The organism is Microbulbifer bruguierae, assembly GCF_029869925.1.
GTDB lineage: Bacteria > Pseudomonadota > Gammaproteobacteria > Pseudomonadales > Cellvibrionaceae > Microbulbifer > Microbulbifer bruguierae.
On record NZ_CP118605.1, the window covers coordinates 3,248,461 to 3,265,581 of the forward strand.

Here is a 17,121-nt window from a genome sequence, read left to right on the forward strand (position 1 = left end):
CCGGGTAACAACAATAAACGAAACCTTAGGAGTGTCTGATGAGAGTACACAGCGCATTGATGGTCGCGTTACTCGGTAGCCTGTTGGCTGGCTGTAGTGACGACGGCGATAAAAAGGATCAGCTGGTGCTGAATCCGATCGTGGTTCCAGAGCCGGAACCCGAGCCGGAACCCGAGCCAGAGCCGGAACCTGAACCGGAGCCCGAACCCGTCACCTTTACCTGTCCGGAGACCGGCCTGTATTTCTGTGATGATTTCGAAGATGGCGAATTCGCCAGTAACTGGGATGCGGTGATCGACGGCTACGGCCTGGATGATCCCGGTGTGTTCGATATCCTCGACGAGGGCGACCGCAAATCACTGCGCTTTACCGCAGGCACCCGTGGTGAAAACCTGAGTGACGGTGAGCTGATCCTGGTGAAGGAAGCCGTGTTCGGCAGCGTCCCCGCTGACTATTTTGTCGAGTATCGCATTCGTCCCCGCGCCAACGGCAACACTGGCAATAAATACCTGTATAGCGTTGGCCGCTACCAGGGACCGCTGCAGTGGTACTTCGGCGGTCTGAATATGCAGAACAGCAGCGAGTCCACCCAGGTGGAAGCGGGCTATGCCGACGGCAGCAATGTAAGCCGCGAAGTGCAGGCGAAAAAGCCTCTGCTGATGGGTGAGCAGGGCGGTACTGACGGCAGCTGGTACACTGTGCGCTACGACATGGTTGGCAGCAACGTTACCGTGTACCTGGACGGTGAAGAGCTGGGTACCTATACCGACGCCGACAACAAATACACTACCGCCGGTCTTATCGGCTTTTTCACCTATAACCGCTCGTTCGAAGTGGACTACGTAAAAGTGGGTGACCCCACGGTGAAACCGGTACAGCTCACCATCGACTTTGCCGAACCCACCTGGGTTGCCACCGCCGGCGATCCCGCGCTGGAAGTGAATGTCACCGCGGTACAGAGTGATGGCGTAACCCCGGATACTTTCGACGTGGTCAGCAGTGACGAAAATATCGTTTCGGTTGAAGTCGTCGACAATCTGGTCAAGCTGTCTCCGCTGGCCGAAGGAACCGCGGAAGTCACTTTCATCAGCGGCTCCGATGCCAGCCTACAGCGCACCATTGCCTTTGAAATTGCCAAAGCATTTGAAATGCCTAGTGCAACCTATGGTGACATCGATACGCTGGTAACGCCGATGCCTGGCGCTACCGGTGAATACGAAGACACCCGCCTGAGTATCACCTTCGATAACGTGCCGACCCTGAACGAAGCAGTGGGTTCCGTGCGAATTTTCCGCGCCGACGACAACACCGAAGTGGATGCCATCCGCGCAGGTGGTGAAGTGGATACCCTCGGCTATAAAGGCCAGGCCAACGCGCGCATCCTGAACGTCACGCCGTTTGCGATCGAGGGCAATACACTGGTGGTTTCCCCGCACACCGATGTGCTGGAGCCGGGCGTTGAGTACTACGTGGCGATCAGCTCCGACCTAGTACAGGGCGCCAAGCTGAACGGCAACGACTTTGTCGGTATTGGCAAAGACGCCGCCTGGACCTTCACCACCCGTGCCGCCGTACCCACCGGCAGTGTGGTTACCGTGGACGACGACGGTTCCGCAGACTTCCGCACCGTGCAGGGTGCACTCAACCATGTGATGGAAAACCTGGGTGCCAATGACGAAGCGGAAATCCTGATTGCCGCCGGTGACTACCGCGAGCCGCTGTACCTCACCGGTAAAAACAATCTCGTTATCCGCGGTGCCGGTGCCGAGCAGACCCGTATTCACTACGCCAACTACGAAGCGTTGAATGGCGGCAGTGACGGGCGCGCGCTGTTCCTGATCAGGGGTGGCGACCAGATCTGGCTGGAAGAGCTCACCATCGAAAACACCCATCGCCGCACGGGCGGCGGCGACCAGGCCGAAACCCTCTACTTCAACAGTGATGCAGGACGACTGGGTGTCGAAGGTGCCGCGTTTATCTCCGAGCAGGACACTCTGCTGCTGAAGGGCTACAACTGGTTCTACGATTCTCTGGTTGCGGGCAACGTAGACTTTATCTGGGGCTACAGCACTGCCACCGTATTCGAGAACACCGAGATTCGCTCCCTGGGCGATTCCAAGAGCACCGAAGCCACCAGCACTGGCGGCTATCTGCTGCAGGCGCGTACTCCGGATCCGGCGGCACCGGGTTTCGTATTCCTGAATTCGAAACTCACCCACGCAGCGGGCCCCAGCGGTGTCACCATCGAACCGGGTACAACCTACCTTGCGCGCAGTGGCGGTTCCAGCACCTACTACGACAATGTCACCTTCATCAATACCGCGATGGATACCCACGTGGCAGCGGAAGGTTGGGCTTACGAAGGTATCAACGGTCAACCAGCACCGAATCCGGCGACCGCATCCGCGACTGCCGGCTGGCGCGAATACGGCAGCACCGACCTCGCCGGTAGCCCGCTGGATATGACCAGTCGCTGTGGTACTTCCGGCAGCTGCTACCAGCTCAGCGAGGAAGAAATGCTGAGCAGCTTCTGCTCCCGCGCACAGATCTTCGCAACCTGGAATGGCGGTGAAGGCTGGGATCCGTATCCGGAAGACACCAGTGATGATCACTGTGTGGTTGAAACCGGTGAGACCGGTATCTGGAATGGCCAGGCAATCAAGCTCGGTGGCAGCGGTACCGGTGTCAGTGGTACGGTCGATGCGGAAACTGAAAACAGCATCACCTTCACTGCCGAAGGTGGCAAGTTTGAAACCAAGGCGATGTCGTTTTTCCTGGCTTCCAAAGACGTAACCGGTGACTTCACCCTGACGGCAAAAGTGAAGTCTGTTGGTGCGCTGCGTGAAAGCCAGTTCTACCAGTTCCAGGCCGGCCTGATGCTGTGTGAATGTGATGCCACCAGTGGGACCAGCTCACCGCTGGCGCACATCGGTATCAATGACATTACCGAAGACGGTGTAGTGGATCACGTCGTTACCTATGGCCATGTTCAGGCTGATGATGGCGGCTGGGGCAAGACCGGCAATGTGGCAGTTACACCGGGTGATTCCCTGTACTACAAGCTGCAGCGCTCTGGTCAGTCCTATTCGGTTTACTACTCTACCGATGGCGGTGTGAACTATACCGGCTATGGTGCGAGCAGCTTTACCGACTTGCCGGATACCGTGAAAGTGGGTGTGTTTGCAGCACCGAACGGTTCCGGTGCACAGACCTTCACCTTCGAAGATATTCAACTTATTCAGTAAACACGAAAACCCCGCGGTTCTGCCGCGGGTTTTTTTCTTTAGAGGAAACCTCTTATGCAGAATTCCTTGCGCACAATGCTGGCACTGGTGCTCTGCGCTGGTCTCACCGCTTGTGGTGGTGGCGGTAGCAGTGGCGGAGACAACGGTGGTTCCAGCAGTTCTTCTGGTGGCTCTTCCAGCAGCTCGAGTAGCTCGTCAAGTAGCAGTTCATCCAGTTCGTCGAGCAGTTCGTCCAGTAGCAGTTCCAGTTCATCGAGCAGCTCGTCCGGCTCATCCAGCGGCAGTTCCAGTTCTTCCGGCAGTTCCAGCTCCAGTTCCGGCGCCGGCAGTATTGATGGCGGCTTTGCTGGCTACGATTACAACCTCGTCGGTGGTGCCGGTGGTCTTGTGTACACCGTCAACAATGGCGCTGACCTGCAGGAGAAGCTGGACCAGGCCAAAGATACCAATCAGCCGATCACCATTTATATCGATGGCACCATTACCAATTTCAATACCGGAACCGGCACCGATATCCAGATCAAGGATATGGACAATGTGTCGCTGATCGGTGTGGGGGAAAACGGCGAGTTTGATGGTATCGGGCTGAATATTCGCCGCGCCAACAACATCATCGTGCAGAACCTGCTGTTCCACGAAGCCTGGCCCGGTCAGGAAAAGGATGCGATCAGTATCGAAGGTGATGACGACGGCTCTACCACCGGCCATATCTGGATTGACCACTGCGAACTCTACAGCTCGTTGAATGTGGATAAGGACTACTACGACGGCCTGATCGACTCCAAGAGTGGTGCCCGCTACATCACCCTGTCCTATAACTATCTCCACGACTCGTGGAAAACATCCCTGCATGGGCACACTGAAAACGACACGAATCCGGACACGGACCGGTTGGTGACTTTCCACCACAACCGCTTTGAAAATCTGGAATCCCGTGTTCCCCTGTACCGCCACGGTAAGGGTCACGTGTACAACAACTACTACAACAATATTCACTCCACTGCGATCAACTCCCGCGCCGGTGCGGAGATGCTGATCGAGCACAACGTGTTCGAAAATACCCAGAACCCCATCGTGTCTTTTTATTCGGATGTGATTGGCTACTGGAACCTGAATGGCAATGTGTTCGGCACTGGTGTGACCTGGACGGCCGGAAGCGGCACGGACATTACTGCGCAAAGCGGCGAGTCCACGTCCAATTACACCGTACCTTATGAGTACACCCTCGATCCTACCGATGGTCTCAAGGAGCATATCCTTGCCAACGCCGGTATCGGCAAACTGGATCAGTCGGGCCTGGAAATTCCCGATCCGGTGACGCCGGAAGGTGAAGTCCCGGTGGAAGAGGAGCCGATTCTGGAGGACGTAGCGCTTCCCTATGCGGAAAATTTTGCCAGTGATACGGCAGGTTTCTTCAGCAGCAGCTACCGGGATCTCACCGGTGCGCCCGGTGATGGCACGCCCATGTACCACAAGGTAACGGGCACTGCAGAAATCCAGAGTGGCGCTCTCAGTCTCACCGGCAGTCGCGTTTCCATCGGCAACAGCACGCCCACCGTGAACACCACCGGCGGCGATGCGACAAATACCGGGGTTTTCGATCTGAGCGGATCCTGGCAGCTCAGCTTCAAGGTGGTGAGTGTCGCTGGCGATACGGCGAAAAACTTCCAGCTCTACGTGGATAACAACACACCGTCCAGTGGTAATTCCATCTGGGGCGGTAGTTCCAAGTTTTACCAGGTATTGCTGAGTGACCTTGTAGAGGGACAGACCTATACCGCGCCTGGCCTCTCCGCCAGCAGCAATTCGTTTGTCACCCTGAGAACGGAGAGTGGTGCCACCGTGGTGGTGGATGATCTCCTGATCGAGGCGACGCCCTGATTACGGCAATCGGTGGTGGGCTAACGCAGCCCGCCACCTTTCCTCTTCTCTCTTCTCTCTTCTATTTCCTCTTCCCTTGCGGGAACAAAGAATGAAAATAATAAAAATGCTGAAGGAACAAGCGTGGCTGATTGGCCTCACCTTTCTGCTATTACTTGCCGCTACCGACTCTTCTGCCCTATCTGGCTGGCGGTAACCAGCGGTCTGCCAACCTGCTGGAACATGTCATAGTGCGGGCATGGTGTGGGGGGTGGTCTGGCCGATTTTTGCCCCCCGCCGATTTATTCTGACACCGTTTTTTACGTGATTCCCGTCTCTATTTTTGTAGTTTTTTTACATAAAACCCCTGTTTTTGCCCAATTTTTGGGCATTTTGCGCTAATGCTCCGCCACTGGCAGGCCAGTCTCCAGAAACTTTATTACCAATTGCCGCAAGTGGTTGTATATGCCTAACCAATCTGGTTACATTGCCAAACCAATAAGTATTCTAAGCTGGGCCTGGGTGGCAAACCGCATATTCTGTGAATAAACAGTGCGGCATCTAGGTGGCATATCCAGGCTCATAACAATAACGACTGACAATGAGAGAGAAGGGGTGAGCATGAAGCCTTTACCTTGGGTGAAATCCACACTTGCACTGTGCATTATGGGGACACTGACCGCCTGTGGCGGCGGTGGTGCGGACGCCAACAACCAGGGCGACATCGTCCATATTGAACCGCCCACGACTGAACCCCCCGTTGAAGAGCCGAGCGGTATCGTCAACACACCGCTGCCTTTCCATGAAAACTTCGGCGATGGCGTAATCAGCAATTTTGACGAGGCGGATACTCAGTTCTTCCTCAGTCCTGATTACAAAAAGCTGCAGACCGCGCAAGATAATCCCGAATACGAAGACAGCTACCCGTCCATGTGGTACCCCACCTGCTGTTTCTTCGTTGATGAAAAAAATCCTGATCCCAACGATACCGAAATTGTTCTGGAAGAGTTGGGTATCGCTTCCGACAACGGCAATCCCTCGCTGGTACTGGGCAATGCGCGCCTGACCTTGGGCCAGACTCAGTCTGAACTGGCCAACCCGGAAGCCAAGACTGCCGGTAATACCGACCGCAAAAAAGATTCCTCCGCTGGTGACGCCACTGCCGCTTCCGGCAGCTGGGGCGAATTTGACCTGAGCGAGCCCTACCGTGTGTCCTTCTGTGTGAAGGCGGTGAACGGTGGTGCCGGCTCCGTGCTGCTCTATGTCGACAGCAACCACAGTAATACCAATACCGGTACTTCCATCCACAGCAACCCGCTGATCCTGAACGCTGGTACTCCCAGCCTGGTACCCGGTGAGCGTGTGGTCATCAACGTACCTGGCGACACCACTTTCTCTACCGGTGGTGCTATCGCAAACCAGATCACCGATCAGATCGGTAGCAAAACCTCCTTCCTGCAGTTCCGTGTTCCGAGCGACGGCGGTGCGCAGATCATCATCGACGACCTGCTGATCGAGAAGCAGAGTGATGACGGTCAGGCCAGCCTGCCGGCCTGTAACACCTTTGAAGCCGCGGAGCCACCGGCTGCGCCGGAAACTGCGCCGACCGTAGGTGTGCGCGATGCCGCGCTGGCGGTGAACTGGGAGGCTGTTGCTGGCTCTACCGGTTACGAGCTGGCCTGGAACACCACTGGCGAAACGCCGACAGAAGCTAACGCTACCGACCTGACTGGCAGCGCCTATCTGATCAACGAGCTGGAAAACGGCACTGCTTACTATGTATTCCTGCGTGCACTGAACTCCGCTGGCGCCAGTGACTGGAGCCCTGCGGCCACCGCTACTCCGGAAGCGCCCTCGGGTTGTTCCCCAACCACTGCGGTCAACACCACCATCAACTGGAGTGTGTGGGATGGCTGCGCGGCACCTCAGGAAACTGGCTCCGTTGTAGTCAACGGTTCAGAGGCACAGCAATTCAGCGTTTCTGAAGACGTGCAGACCTACTTCAGCAGCAACGACGATGGCACCACCACGCTGAAAACCACCGATGAAAGCGGGGTTGACGCAGGTGTGAGTGCCAACGCCGATATGTCTGGTGTGATGGACGATTCTACTGCGGGCTACCCGCGCTACTTCACCTGGATTGGCCGCATCAATACGCCCAATGCCGGTGTGCGCGGTTTTGAAGTGGAGATTTCCTTCGGTGAAGCCGACGGCCGTCGCGTGAAAGCGATTCTGCGTCCCGACAATGACGCCATGCAGCTGGAACGCTTCTTCGACCAGTCCAGCAGCTCCGGTACCGCACAAGCGGATGTGGCGCTGGCAGACGGTTTCCACATCTACCACCTGGTATTCGCTCTCAACGCGGCTTCGGATGTGACCGCGAAGGTCTATCGCGATGGCGAAAACATCTCCGACCTGTTTACCGATGCGGAAGACGGTGTAGTGGATGTTGAAATCACCGGTACCGGTCGCGACGGCGGCAGCAGCTCCCCGCGCCTGCGCATGGGTGACGGCAGCAGCAGCAACCCCTATGAAGCAACCATCGACTGGCTGATCTGGAGTGATGATGCCACCGTTGCGGGATACGAGCCTGCCGACCTGGTTGGCCAGCTGCCGGATACTATCGGTGAACTGGGTGCCTACGCCGGTGAAGGTCAAAGCGAACCTGCCGCGGTACTGAGTGATAACTTTGACTCGGCCACTGATGGTGATGGTTCCAGCAGTAGCCTGTTCACCGCCGCCTACAAGAGCATTTCCAGCGATGCCAGTAAGCCGTTCTACAACGCCAACAACGGTGCTTCCCGTGTCGTGGTGTCCGGTGGTGCAATTCAGTTCCATAACGCGCGTTTCACTCTGGGCGATCCTCTGGCCGCGGATAAAACCACTACTGCCGATGACACCATCACCCGCGGTGATATCGATCTGAGCAAGCCCTACCGCATCTCCTTCGATGTAACTGTCAACGACAACGCCGATGATGGTACCGGCAAATGTCAGGTATACATCGACAACGATGGCACCAGCTCCGGTAACTCCATTCACGGTGGCGACTCGAAGATCTTCGAAGCCAATGTGCTGGAAATTTCGAACGGCCTGGCCACTGGTCCGGTAGTGATCGAAAGTGATATCGGCACCGCGACCTCCTTTATCCAGTTCCGCTGTGACAGTGGTGTGGAAGAAGCCACCCCGCTAACCATCGACAATCTGGTCATCGAGTACCAGTAAAAGGGATAAGCCCGGGCCGTCGCGTACGGCCCGGGCCAAGAAATAAAAGATGGGAGACCAATAATGAAACGTCATAGTAAAAAAATTCTGCCCCTGGCCATTGCTCTGGTCAGTACCTCTGCGTTCGCGCAGGAAGAAAAAAAAGAAAGCGAAAACGAACGCTTTGATGCGACCTACGAAGAAATTTATGTAGAAGGTGTGCGCAGTGCAGACCTGAACGCGCGCGCCGCAGAGCGCAACAAAGATAACTTCAGCTCCGTGGTTACCCAGGACGATGCGGGTAACTTCTCCGACCAGAACGCTGCAGAGCTTCTGCGCCGTATGCCCGGTGTCACTCTGCAGAAGAGCGAAGGTGAAGGTAAGTTCGTGTCCCTGCGCGGCCTCGGCCCGGGCATGGTGAGCGTGCGTATGGACGGCGGTGTCATGGCCAACGCCGGTGGCGGCAGTAACGGCGACCTGGAAGACCGCGCCTTTTCCCTGGACGGACTGCCCACCGATGTGCTGCAGGCCATCGAGGTCAATAAATCGCTGACCCCGGATATGGACCTGGATGCCATCGGTGGCTCCATCAACGTAAAAACCCTGTCTGCCCTGGACCGCGGCCGCGACACCTTCAAGTTCCGCGCTCAGAACTACTATCAGGACCAGGCCGCAGAAAACTCTCCCAAGGTTTCGATACAGGGCACCAACCTGTTCCTGGATGAAAAACTCGGCATTGCCTACACCGGTTCCTGGGAAAGCCGCACCACCCAGGGTTACGAAACCCGTCACCACGCCGACACCCTGCCCACCTATGTGAACACCGCGGGCGGCGATCGCATGCTGGTGCCGTGGGAATTTGAAACCCGTCAGGAAAACGCGGAGCGCGAGCGTCTCGCCGGACTGTTGAATCTGGAATACCAGCCCGATGACAACAGCCGTTACTTCGTACGTTTGAATCACAACAGCTATGAAGACGTGGATGTCGCCCTGCGCGAATACTATCGCTTCAACGTTGAAGGTGAAGTGCCCTACATTGATCTGGAAAACAATGTGTTCGGTGTCGGCAGTGTCGACCTGCAACAACAATTCTTTATCCAGGAATCCAAGGTAACCACCAACACCATCTCTCTCGGTGGTGAAAACCGCTTTGGCGATGGCTGGGAAGCGGAATACGAGCTGACTTCTTCCCGCAGTGAAAATGAAAAACCCGATGGCCGTCGGGTGCAGTTCCGCGTTCGCGACCTGGCGGCGATTAGTCGCTCCGGTGACGGCTACCTCAATGGCCAGATCGTGGACCCGGACTGGCTAGCAGAATTGAGCGGACAGTCCATTGCCGGCGCCGGCGGTCATAGTGGTGCGGGCTATGTGATGGGCGAAGTTTCCCAGCCCAATATGAAGTACGACAACCTGTTCATGGAAGACAGTCTGCGCAACGACGAGGTGAATCAGTTCTCTCTTGACCTGCGCAAGGACTTCAACAATGGCCTGATTAACTACGTCAAGGCCGGTGGTAAAATTCGTCAGCGCACTCGTGACTTCGATAAAAACCGCGCGAGTATCGTGCCGGAAGACAAGGCCGGTCTGGGCTGTGCGGGCGACCTGACCTGTGTGGACCTGGCCGGTTCGACCCTGGGTGACTTCGAAACCTACATCCCGGAAAACGGCAACTTCGACCACGCGATGATCACCCAGGCCGAAGCGGAACGCCTGATCGACGCCACCCGTGCGATCGGCGACAACTACGACCCGGACCAGACCGAAGTGGAATCTACCCGTCTGGACTACGCCCTGAGTGAAGATATCTTCGCGCTCTACATCATGGCGGAATTCCAGGTGCTGCCAGAGGCCACCCTGATTGCCGGTGGCCGCTACGAGCACACCGACTTCACCTCTACCGGTTACTTCTCCATTCGCAACGACCGCAACGAAGTGGGTGAAAGCCAGCTGACCTCATTCGATATCGGCCTGCCGCTGGAGAATGTGGGCAACAAGTACGGCAACTACCTGCCGGCGCTGCACTACCGCCACGAGCTGAGCGAAAACCTGCTGGGTCGCGCGTCGCTGTGGACCAGCTTCAGCCGTCCGGACTTCGGTAAGAGCCGTGCCTTCTTTGAGGTTACCGACCGCGTAGTATTCTGTAACACCGATCAAGCTTCCGAGTTCTTCGGCGAGTGTAACGAAGACCCCGCAGATATCGGTTCCATTCGCGGCGATCTGGAATACCAGTCCGAAAACTTCGCCATGTCCGGTGACAACTCGGTACGCATCGGTAACCCGGCGCTGGATCCGATGCGCTCTACCAACCTGGACCTGTCGCTGAGCTACTACGGTGAGAGCACTTTCCTGGAAGGCGCGCTTTTCTATAAGGGTATCCAGGACTTTATCGTCGATGCGGCGGGTGTGAACGTCAATATTGCCAACCTCGGCTTCGTATTGCCGGTTCGACAGGTTGATCTGTTCTACATCGACCCGAACCTGACCATTACCAACGCCAACACCTACCTGAACGGTGAAGACGCGAGTGTCTATGGTGCGGAACTGAGCTTCAGCCACTACCTGGACGGTCGCTGGGAAGACCACGCGGTGGGTCGCTGGCTGGACAATATGTTTGTGCAGGCCAACCTCACCGTGCAGCACAGTGAAGGTAAAGTTGGCGATACTGTGCGTGTAGGCACTATTCAGCTGCCGGAGCAGGCAGACATCGCGTCCAACCTGACCGTGGGCTGGGAAAACGAAGACTTCTCGCTGCGCTTTATTGCCAACTACACCAGCGAGATCCTGAAGCGTATCGGCAGCTGTACCGCCGAAGATATGCAGGCGGACGCTGCGCTGGGTTACGCGGAAAACTGTGCGACCTGGGGTGACGTCTATCAGGACGCATCCGTGAGCTTCGACGTGAAAGCCAACTACCGCGTAATGGATGGTGTAAACCTGTACCTGGACGCCATCAATATTACCGATAGCGTTGATCAGTACTACTTCGCCGGTAATGCGGATTCTGGCGGTCGCATGCTGTTTGATGTTGAGCAGTATGGCCCCGGCTACCAGCTTGGCCTGACGGTCGATTTCTAAATCACAGGATGTACCTTTGCCATTTATTGCCCCGCTTGCGGGGCTTTTTTGGCTTCGGAAAAAAGAATGAGTGTTGCAGGGTAAACCTGCTGGCGGCTCGAACAAGTTCGCTGCCCGGAGCCGGGTGACTGGCGCGGGTAATCAGATGACCTTTCGGTTTTTGAGGTGTTTTCATGTTGAATAAGCAATTGATGCCACTTGCGGCAGTGGCTTTGTCCGCACTGCTGACTGCGTGCGGTGGAGGTAATTCCAGCGAGACGATTCCTCCGGCAAATGGCGGCAGTTCTTCGAGCTCCAGTTCGTCCTCTTCCTCCAGCAGCTCTTCGAGCAGCAGTTCTTCCGGTGGCAACACCAGCTCGTCCAGCAGCTCGTCGTCTTCCGGCGGTAATACCAGCTCCTCTTCCGGTGGTACAAACGGAGTGATGCTGTCGCAATCCGGCAACCCGATCTACGGTGAGCTGGACAACTACAAATCCTGGCTGGGCAGCAGCCTGGCCGCCGACCAGACCCGCGCTGATAACATGATCACCTGGCAGATGCCCCACGGTGGCTTTTACAAGTTCGGTGTGTCCAAGTACGCGTCCGCGTGGAATGGCAGTAGCGCCCGTTCCGAATGGACCGGTGCAGGCGGTGTCGAACTGGGCACCATCGACAACGATGCCACCGTGACCGAACTGATGTTTCTCGCAGACGTCTATCAGCGCAGTGGCGACAGCAAGTACCGCGACGCGGCGCGCGCGGCGCTGGAATTCCTGCTCACCATGCAGTACGAAACCGGCGGCTGGCCACAGGTTTACCCCGCGCGTACCGGCACCACCTATTCCAATTACGTCACCTTCAATGATGGCGCCATGGCCCGGGTACTGATCCTGCTCGATAAGGCACAGCGTGTAGAGGCACCTCTCGACGGCGACCTGTTCAGTGAAGACCAGCGCGCCCGCATCGCGACAGCCATCGACAAGGGGGTCGACTTCATCCTGCAGGCGCAGATCGTGCAGGCCGATGCCAAGACCGTTTGGTGCGCCCAGCACGACCCGGTGACCTATGCGGCGCGTCCGGCGCGCTCCTACGAACTGGAATCCAAAAGTGGCAAGGAGTCCATGCTGGTCACTGCTTTCCTGATGTCGCAGCCGCAAACCGAAGCGGTCGAGTCCGCTGTGCGCGCCGCCTTGGCCTGGTACCGCAGCCCGGCGGTGAAAGTGGCCGACACGGCCTACGTCAAACGCTCCAGTAGCAGCAGCGACGATAGCTACAATCCGATTCAGAGCAAATCCGGTAGTACCATGTGGTATCGCTTCTACAATCTGGGCGACGATACCGGCTTCTTCAGCGGTCGCGATGGTGTGAAGCAGTACGACATCATGGCAATCGAGGCTGAGCGCCGTTACGGCTACGAGTGGGGCGGCGATTACGGCACGTCGCTGATCAACTATGCCAACAGTGTTGGCTACTATTGATAGGGCCGGCGGCGGTATTACCGACTGGAGCGATAACAGCCAAGAATAGCTAACCTGTTTATGGACTATCACTTCAGCGCATGATTGACAAAAATACCGGGTTTAATAACCCGGTATTTTTGTATTGAGGGAAATGAATCTCTGCCGGTCGACAACGGTTGTGTGGGAGTCATGAAAGACGGTGAGGCTCGTCACGAAAGTGCGTGCTTTCATGGTGGGGAAAACAGCTCCGGGATACCTATGAAAAATAACGTGCTCATATTGGTCGATGTCCAAAACGTTTATTACACGACAAGGCAGACATTCCAACGCAATTTTGATTACAACCGGTTTTGGTCAAGGGTGACCCATGGCCGGCAGGTGGTGAAAGCCATTGCCTACGCCATAGATCGGGGCGATCAAAAGCAGAAAGAATTTCAAAACATACTCAGGGCTATCGGTTTTGAGGTGAAGCTGAAACCGTTTATCCAGCGGGCAGATGGGTCGGCAAAAGGCGACTGGGATGTGGGCATTACGATCGATGCTCTGGAGTACGCGCCAAATGTGGACACTGTGGTACTGGTATCTGGCGATGGGGATTTTTCGATTCTGGTGGACAAGCTGCGAATCGATAAAGGAAAACTCGTAGAGGTATACGGGGTTGAGGCTCTTACCTCGAATTTACTGGTGCAGGCGGCAAGTACTTTTTTCCCGATCGACCGGGATCTGCTGCTTGGGTGAGATGTGCGACCCATAGGTCAATACAATCAACGGTAAAGTTATCCTTGTGTTTCAATAATGGGAATTATTCTCAATAATGGTTCTGTTCGCTCGGTTCTGCACGAAAATATGCGCTGCAGTTTTACGCCGGGCCGCTGTTACCGAGGATGAATTGTCATGAAAAAGACCTGTAGTTTCGCCATTGTGCATATGGCGGTAGCGTTCACCGTCGGTTTTGTGATGACCGGTGACTTCTGGGTCGGCAGTGCCCTGGCGCTGGTGGAGCCCGCCTGTAATACCGTGGCCTTCTACTTCCATGAGAAGTGGTGGAATCGCGGCCCCCGGGACCAGGTCGCCGTCGCCGATTGTATGGCGGGCTGAGTGTCTGCGGTGGTGAGGGGTCAGCGAGTGGGGTAGGGAATATACTCTTCGCTGTCTCCCGGCACCGGGTCGAAGCGCCCGCTTTGCCAGTCATCAATCGCCTGGTTAATACGCTCCTTGCGGCTGGAGACAAAGTTCCAGTCAATGAAGCGTTGCCCCAGTGGTTCGCCACCGATAATGGCGATCCGGGACGCCTCTTCCGCCACCACTTCCACAGGTTGATCTCGCCGGAAGATTGCCAGGGCATACTGCGGAATCTGCGTGTCCCGGGCGCGCAGAGCGCCACTGGCGACGTATATCGCGCGTTCGGGCGCGTCGGGTAATGTCAGGCGCTGGCCCGGCTGCAGCTGCGCTTCCACATAGAGGGTTTCCGCGAAGGTCCTTACCGGCGAGGTACAGCCGTAAGCACTGCCCATCATTACCCGCAGCGGTACGCCGGCGATCTCTATGGTGGGGATTTCGTTGGCGGGGTAGTGGTAAAACGCCGGCGCCAGCTCCTCGTCTTCGTGGGGTAGCGCGAGCCACAATTGCAGGCCGTGCAGGCGATGGTCTGAATTGCGCAGCTGCTCGGTTTCCCGCTCCGAGTGCACGATGCCGCTCCCGGCCAGCATCAGGTTGATGTCACCGGGACGAATGCCCTGCAGGCTGCCGAGTGAATCCCGGTGCAGAATTTCCCCTTCAAACAGGTAGGTGACGGTGGCAATGCCGATATGGGGGTGGGGGCGCACGTCGATCCCCTTGCCCGCGGCAAAATCCGCCGGCCCCATATGGTCGAAGAAGATCCAGGGGCCAACCATCTTACGTTCGCGGGTAGGTAATACCCGGCGCACGGAAAACCCTCCGAGATCTTTTTCCCGCGGCTCGATCATCAGCTCGAGCGCATCGCATCCTATTTCGACAGTGCAATCGGAAATGGCTTCGGGTATCAGGTTACTCATGCTTGGAATTCCTTTTCTGGGGTTACTCCCTACGTAGGCGCGGTATGCAGGCGTTGGGCCCATTCGCACAGCGCGGTCACCAGCCTGCCGATATGTTCGCGGGTATCTTCGTCGGACAGGTTACCATCACCGTCAAACTTCTTGTGTGCGAAAGAAATCATTACTTCCGGCTTATTCACAAAATGCGCATCCAGATAGATCAGGATACGCCGCAGATCATACTGGGCCCTTGCCCCTCCGAAGGCGCTCATACTGGCGCTCATCACCGCTACGGGCTTGTCGGCGAAGGGTTGTTGATCCATACGCGACAGCCAGTCGATGGCATTTTTGAGTACCCCGGGGACCGAGTAATTGTACTCCGGTGTGGCAAAGAGAATGGCGTCCGCCGCCCGCACTTGCGCACTCAGGGTTTCTACCGTTTCCGGTACCCCCTGGTCCCGGAGATCCTGATCGTACAGGGGAATGTCGGCCAGGCTCGCGAAGGTGAATTTCGCACCGTCGCCAGCGATTTCTGCCGCTGTGTGCATGGCGGCTCTGTTGAAGGAAGCCCTGCGCAAGCTGCCGCAGATGCCGAGGATGTTCAGGGAGTTGGAGGTCATGGGTGCTATCTCTTGCGATGTGACCGAGGTGGTGCGACGGTGGATTGACGAGGTCTCGAAAAGGTTGAATAACCATCGAGGAGAGCCATCAAGATAGCAGCCGGTGAGGGTATATCGGGTTTGTACAGGCACAGGGGCAGATAGACGGGCTGTCTACCGGTAACCAGGGTTTATAAAAAAATACCCGGAGTTGGCGGTTGCTCAGTTATTCCCGAGCACAAAACACGGTTCCAACTCTTCCGGATACCGCAGGTCAAGATTCGCGTATTGCTGGCCATTGTCAGGTTTTGAATGGTGCGTTTCCGTTTCCGGTTTGTGCTGTCCCATCAGTAGGGAGGGTTTGCTTGCACACGATTGTGTTACCGGTAATTGCGTATTCATTGGGGACTACCTCTACCGCTTTACGCGCACTGAATTATGCCTGGTGTGTGACTTGATTTGCGCTCAAGTCGGGAGTGCGCATAACTAACTGTAGAGTAAAACTTGCCCGTTCCGCCGTGCTTCCCGCCAAATAACACGCGATTTTTTCGCGAGATGAATTTCCTTTTGTGACGAAAATTCCGCGCGGCGTCAGGTCGGAGCCCTGCCGGTGGATTTGCGCACAATCAGATTGTGGGGGACGATCTCCGGAGCGCTGTCGGCGTCGCTGCCGTCGATCGCCTGGCACAGGCGCCGCATACTGCGTTCGCCAATCTCTTCGGCGGGTTGGGCAATGGTGGTGAGCGGCGGGTCAGCGATTTCCGCGTAGCGGATATCGTCAAAGCCGATGACGGAAATATCCCGGGGAATTTTCAGCCCGGCACTTTTGATTTCATGGATGGCACCCAGGGCCATTTCATCGTTTGCACAGAAGATGGCGCTGGGGCGCTGCTCCAGATCCAGCAGGCGTCGGGTGGCCCGGCGCGCGCCGTCGATGGTCTGCTCGCCTTCCACCACCCATTCGCCGACAACCGGCAATTTTGCTTTGCGCATGGCCTTGCGATAGCCCTTTTCCCGGTCCTTGGTCAGCAGCGAGTCGCGCTTGCCAGCAATAAACCCGATACGCTGGTGTCCCAGCTGGATCAGGAAATCGGTGCCGTCCGCGGCGGCGGTAATGTTGTCTACCCGCACACTGGGAAACTGGCTCAACTCCGCGCTTACACTCTCCAGCCCCAGCACCAGCGGTGGGTGTGCCCGCTCGGAACCGCGGCTGGCGGAGGCTTCTTCAAATGGAGAAATGCTGGCCAGCAGCAGAATACCGTCCGCCTGTTTGGAAAATACCAGGTCGGTGTACTCGTCAAACTCGTGGGAGTTGGACTGGGTGTCGCGGATCAGGATGCTGTAACCCTGTTCATCTGCCACCCGCCAGATACCGCGCATGACTTTTTCCAGAAAGGGGTCGCCGATAGCGGGCAGCACGACCACGATCAGGCTGGTCTTGCCGCGGCGGAAATTGCGCGCCAATGCATTGGGCGCATAACCGATTTCGTCGATGGCGGCCTGGACCTTGCCGCGAGTCTTCTCTTTAACCTGTTCAGGGCTATTGAGATAGCGGGAGACGGTGGCGGTGGATACACCGGCGAGTTTGGCGACTTGCTTGATCGACACCGGGGCTGCCCTCTGTTCTGTGCAATTTGGGAGTTACCAGTGATCTGGCAAGCGAAGCGCCAGATGTTATCGCTTA

General features: G+C 56.7%; 11 protein-coding genes. 7 read left to right on the top strand and 4 right to left on the bottom strand.

Going from position 1 to position 17,121, the window contains the following annotated elements; translation table 11 throughout:
- The first annotated feature begins 38 nt into the window (after positions 1 to 38).
- The 4 genes from PVT68_RS13490 to PVT68_RS13505 all read left to right on the top strand — a co-directional run bounded on the left by PVT68_RS13490 (position 39) and on the right by PVT68_RS13505 (position 11,384).
- Positions 39 to 3,245, top strand: a complete 3,207-nt coding sequence (locus PVT68_RS13490; protein WP_280318874.1) for a pectinesterase family protein — start codon at positions 39 to 41, stop codon at positions 3,243 to 3,245.
- A gap of 54 nt (positions 3,246 to 3,299) precedes the next feature.
- Positions 3,300 to 5,126 carry a pectate lyase family protein gene (locus PVT68_RS13495; RefSeq protein WP_280318876.1) on the top strand — a complete coding sequence of 609 codons (1,827 nt, stop codon included), beginning with the start codon at positions 3,300 to 3,302 and terminating at the stop codon, positions 5,124 to 5,126.
- 600 nt (positions 5,127 to 5,726) lie between these two features.
- Positions 5,727 to 8,330, top strand: coding sequence for a fibronectin type III domain-containing protein (locus PVT68_RS13500; RefSeq protein ID WP_280318877.1), 2,604 nt, complete (start codon positions 5,727 to 5,729; stop codon positions 8,328 to 8,330).
- 63 nt (positions 8,331 to 8,393) lie between these two features.
- A complete protein-coding gene (locus PVT68_RS13505; protein WP_280318879.1) occupies positions 8,394 to 11,384 on the top strand; it encodes a TonB-dependent receptor in 2,991 nt (996 codons plus the stop codon).
- A gap of 1 nt (position 11,385) precedes the next feature.
- On the opposite strand, the gene PVT68_RS13510 is transcribed toward PVT68_RS13505, so the two are convergent.
- The gene (locus tag PVT68_RS13510) at positions 11,386 to 11,826 is read right to left on the bottom strand and encodes a hypothetical protein (RefSeq protein ID WP_280318880.1); all 441 of its coding nucleotides are present in this window, start codon (positions 11,824 to 11,826) and stop codon (positions 11,386 to 11,388) included.
- On the opposite strand from PVT68_RS13510, the gene pelA reads away from it, so the two are divergent.
- The 3 genes from pelA to PVT68_RS13525 all read left to right on the top strand — a co-directional run bounded on the left by pelA (position 11,807) and on the right by PVT68_RS13525 (position 13,921).
- Positions 11,807 to 12,841 carry a pectate lyase gene (gene pelA / locus PVT68_RS13515; RefSeq protein ID WP_280318882.1) on the top strand — a complete coding sequence of 345 codons (1,035 nt, stop codon included), beginning with the start codon at positions 11,807 to 11,809 and terminating at the stop codon, positions 12,839 to 12,841. The genes PVT68_RS13510 and pelA overlap by 20 nt on opposite strands.
- Before the next feature lie 240 nt (positions 12,842 to 13,081).
- Positions 13,082 to 13,561 (top strand): NYN domain-containing protein, encoded by a 480-nt coding sequence (locus PVT68_RS13520; protein WP_280318884.1) that lies wholly within the window; start codon positions 13,082 to 13,084, stop codon positions 13,559 to 13,561.
- A 156-nt stretch (positions 13,562 to 13,717) separates the two neighbouring features.
- On the top strand, positions 13,718 to 13,921 hold the full coding sequence (locus tag PVT68_RS13525; protein WP_280318886.1) for a DUF2061 domain-containing protein: 204 nt from the start codon (positions 13,718 to 13,720) through the stop codon (positions 13,919 to 13,921).
- Between the two features lie 20 nt (positions 13,922 to 13,941).
- Here PVT68_RS13525 and PVT68_RS13530 read toward each other — a convergent pair whose 3' ends face one another.
- The 3 genes from PVT68_RS13530 to PVT68_RS13540 form a co-directional block, all read right to left on the bottom strand.
- On the bottom strand, positions 13,942 to 14,859 hold the full coding sequence (locus PVT68_RS13530; protein WP_280318888.1) for a pirin family protein: 918 nt from the start codon (positions 14,857 to 14,859) through the stop codon (positions 13,942 to 13,944).
- Positions 14,860 to 14,888: 29 nt separating this feature from the next.
- Entirely contained in the window at positions 14,889 to 15,458 is a 570-nt protein-coding gene (locus tag PVT68_RS13535) for an NADPH-dependent FMN reductase (RefSeq protein WP_280318890.1), read from the bottom strand.
- 570 nt (positions 15,459 to 16,028) lie between these two features.
- On the bottom strand, positions 16,029 to 17,045 hold the full coding sequence (locus PVT68_RS13540) for a LacI family DNA-binding transcriptional regulator (RefSeq protein ID WP_280318892.1): 1,017 nt from the start codon (positions 17,043 to 17,045) through the stop codon (positions 16,029 to 16,031).
- Positions 17,046 to 17,121: the final 76 nt, after the last annotated feature.

Coding starts and splice junctions, on each gene's coding strand:
- PVT68_RS13490 (WP_280318874.1), top strand. CDS start 39: ATGAGAGTACACAGCGCATTGATGGTCGCGTTACTCGGTAGCCTGTTG.
- PVT68_RS13495 (WP_280318876.1), top strand. CDS start 3,300: ATGCAGAATTCCTTGCGCACAATGCTGGCACTGGTGCTCTGCGCTGGT.
- PVT68_RS13500 (WP_280318877.1), top strand. CDS start 5,727: ATGAAGCCTTTACCTTGGGTGAAATCCACACTTGCACTGTGCATTATG.
- PVT68_RS13505 (WP_280318879.1), top strand. CDS start 8,394: ATGAAACGTCATAGTAAAAAAATTCTGCCCCTGGCCATTGCTCTGGTC.
- pelA (WP_280318882.1), top strand. CDS start 11,807: ATGCTGTCGCAATCCGGCAACCCGATCTACGGTGAGCTGGACAACTAC.
- PVT68_RS13520 (WP_280318884.1), top strand. CDS start 13,082: ATGAAAAATAACGTGCTCATATTGGTCGATGTCCAAAACGTTTATTAC.
- PVT68_RS13525 (WP_280318886.1), top strand. CDS start 13,718: ATGAAAAAGACCTGTAGTTTCGCCATTGTGCATATGGCGGTAGCGTTC.
- PVT68_RS13530 (WP_280318888.1), bottom strand. CDS start 14,859: ATGAGTAACCTGATACCCGAAGCCATTTCCGATTGCACTGTCGAAATA.
- PVT68_RS13535 (WP_280318890.1), bottom strand. CDS start 15,458: ATGACCTCCAACTCCCTGAACATCCTCGGCATCTGCGGCAGCTTGCGC.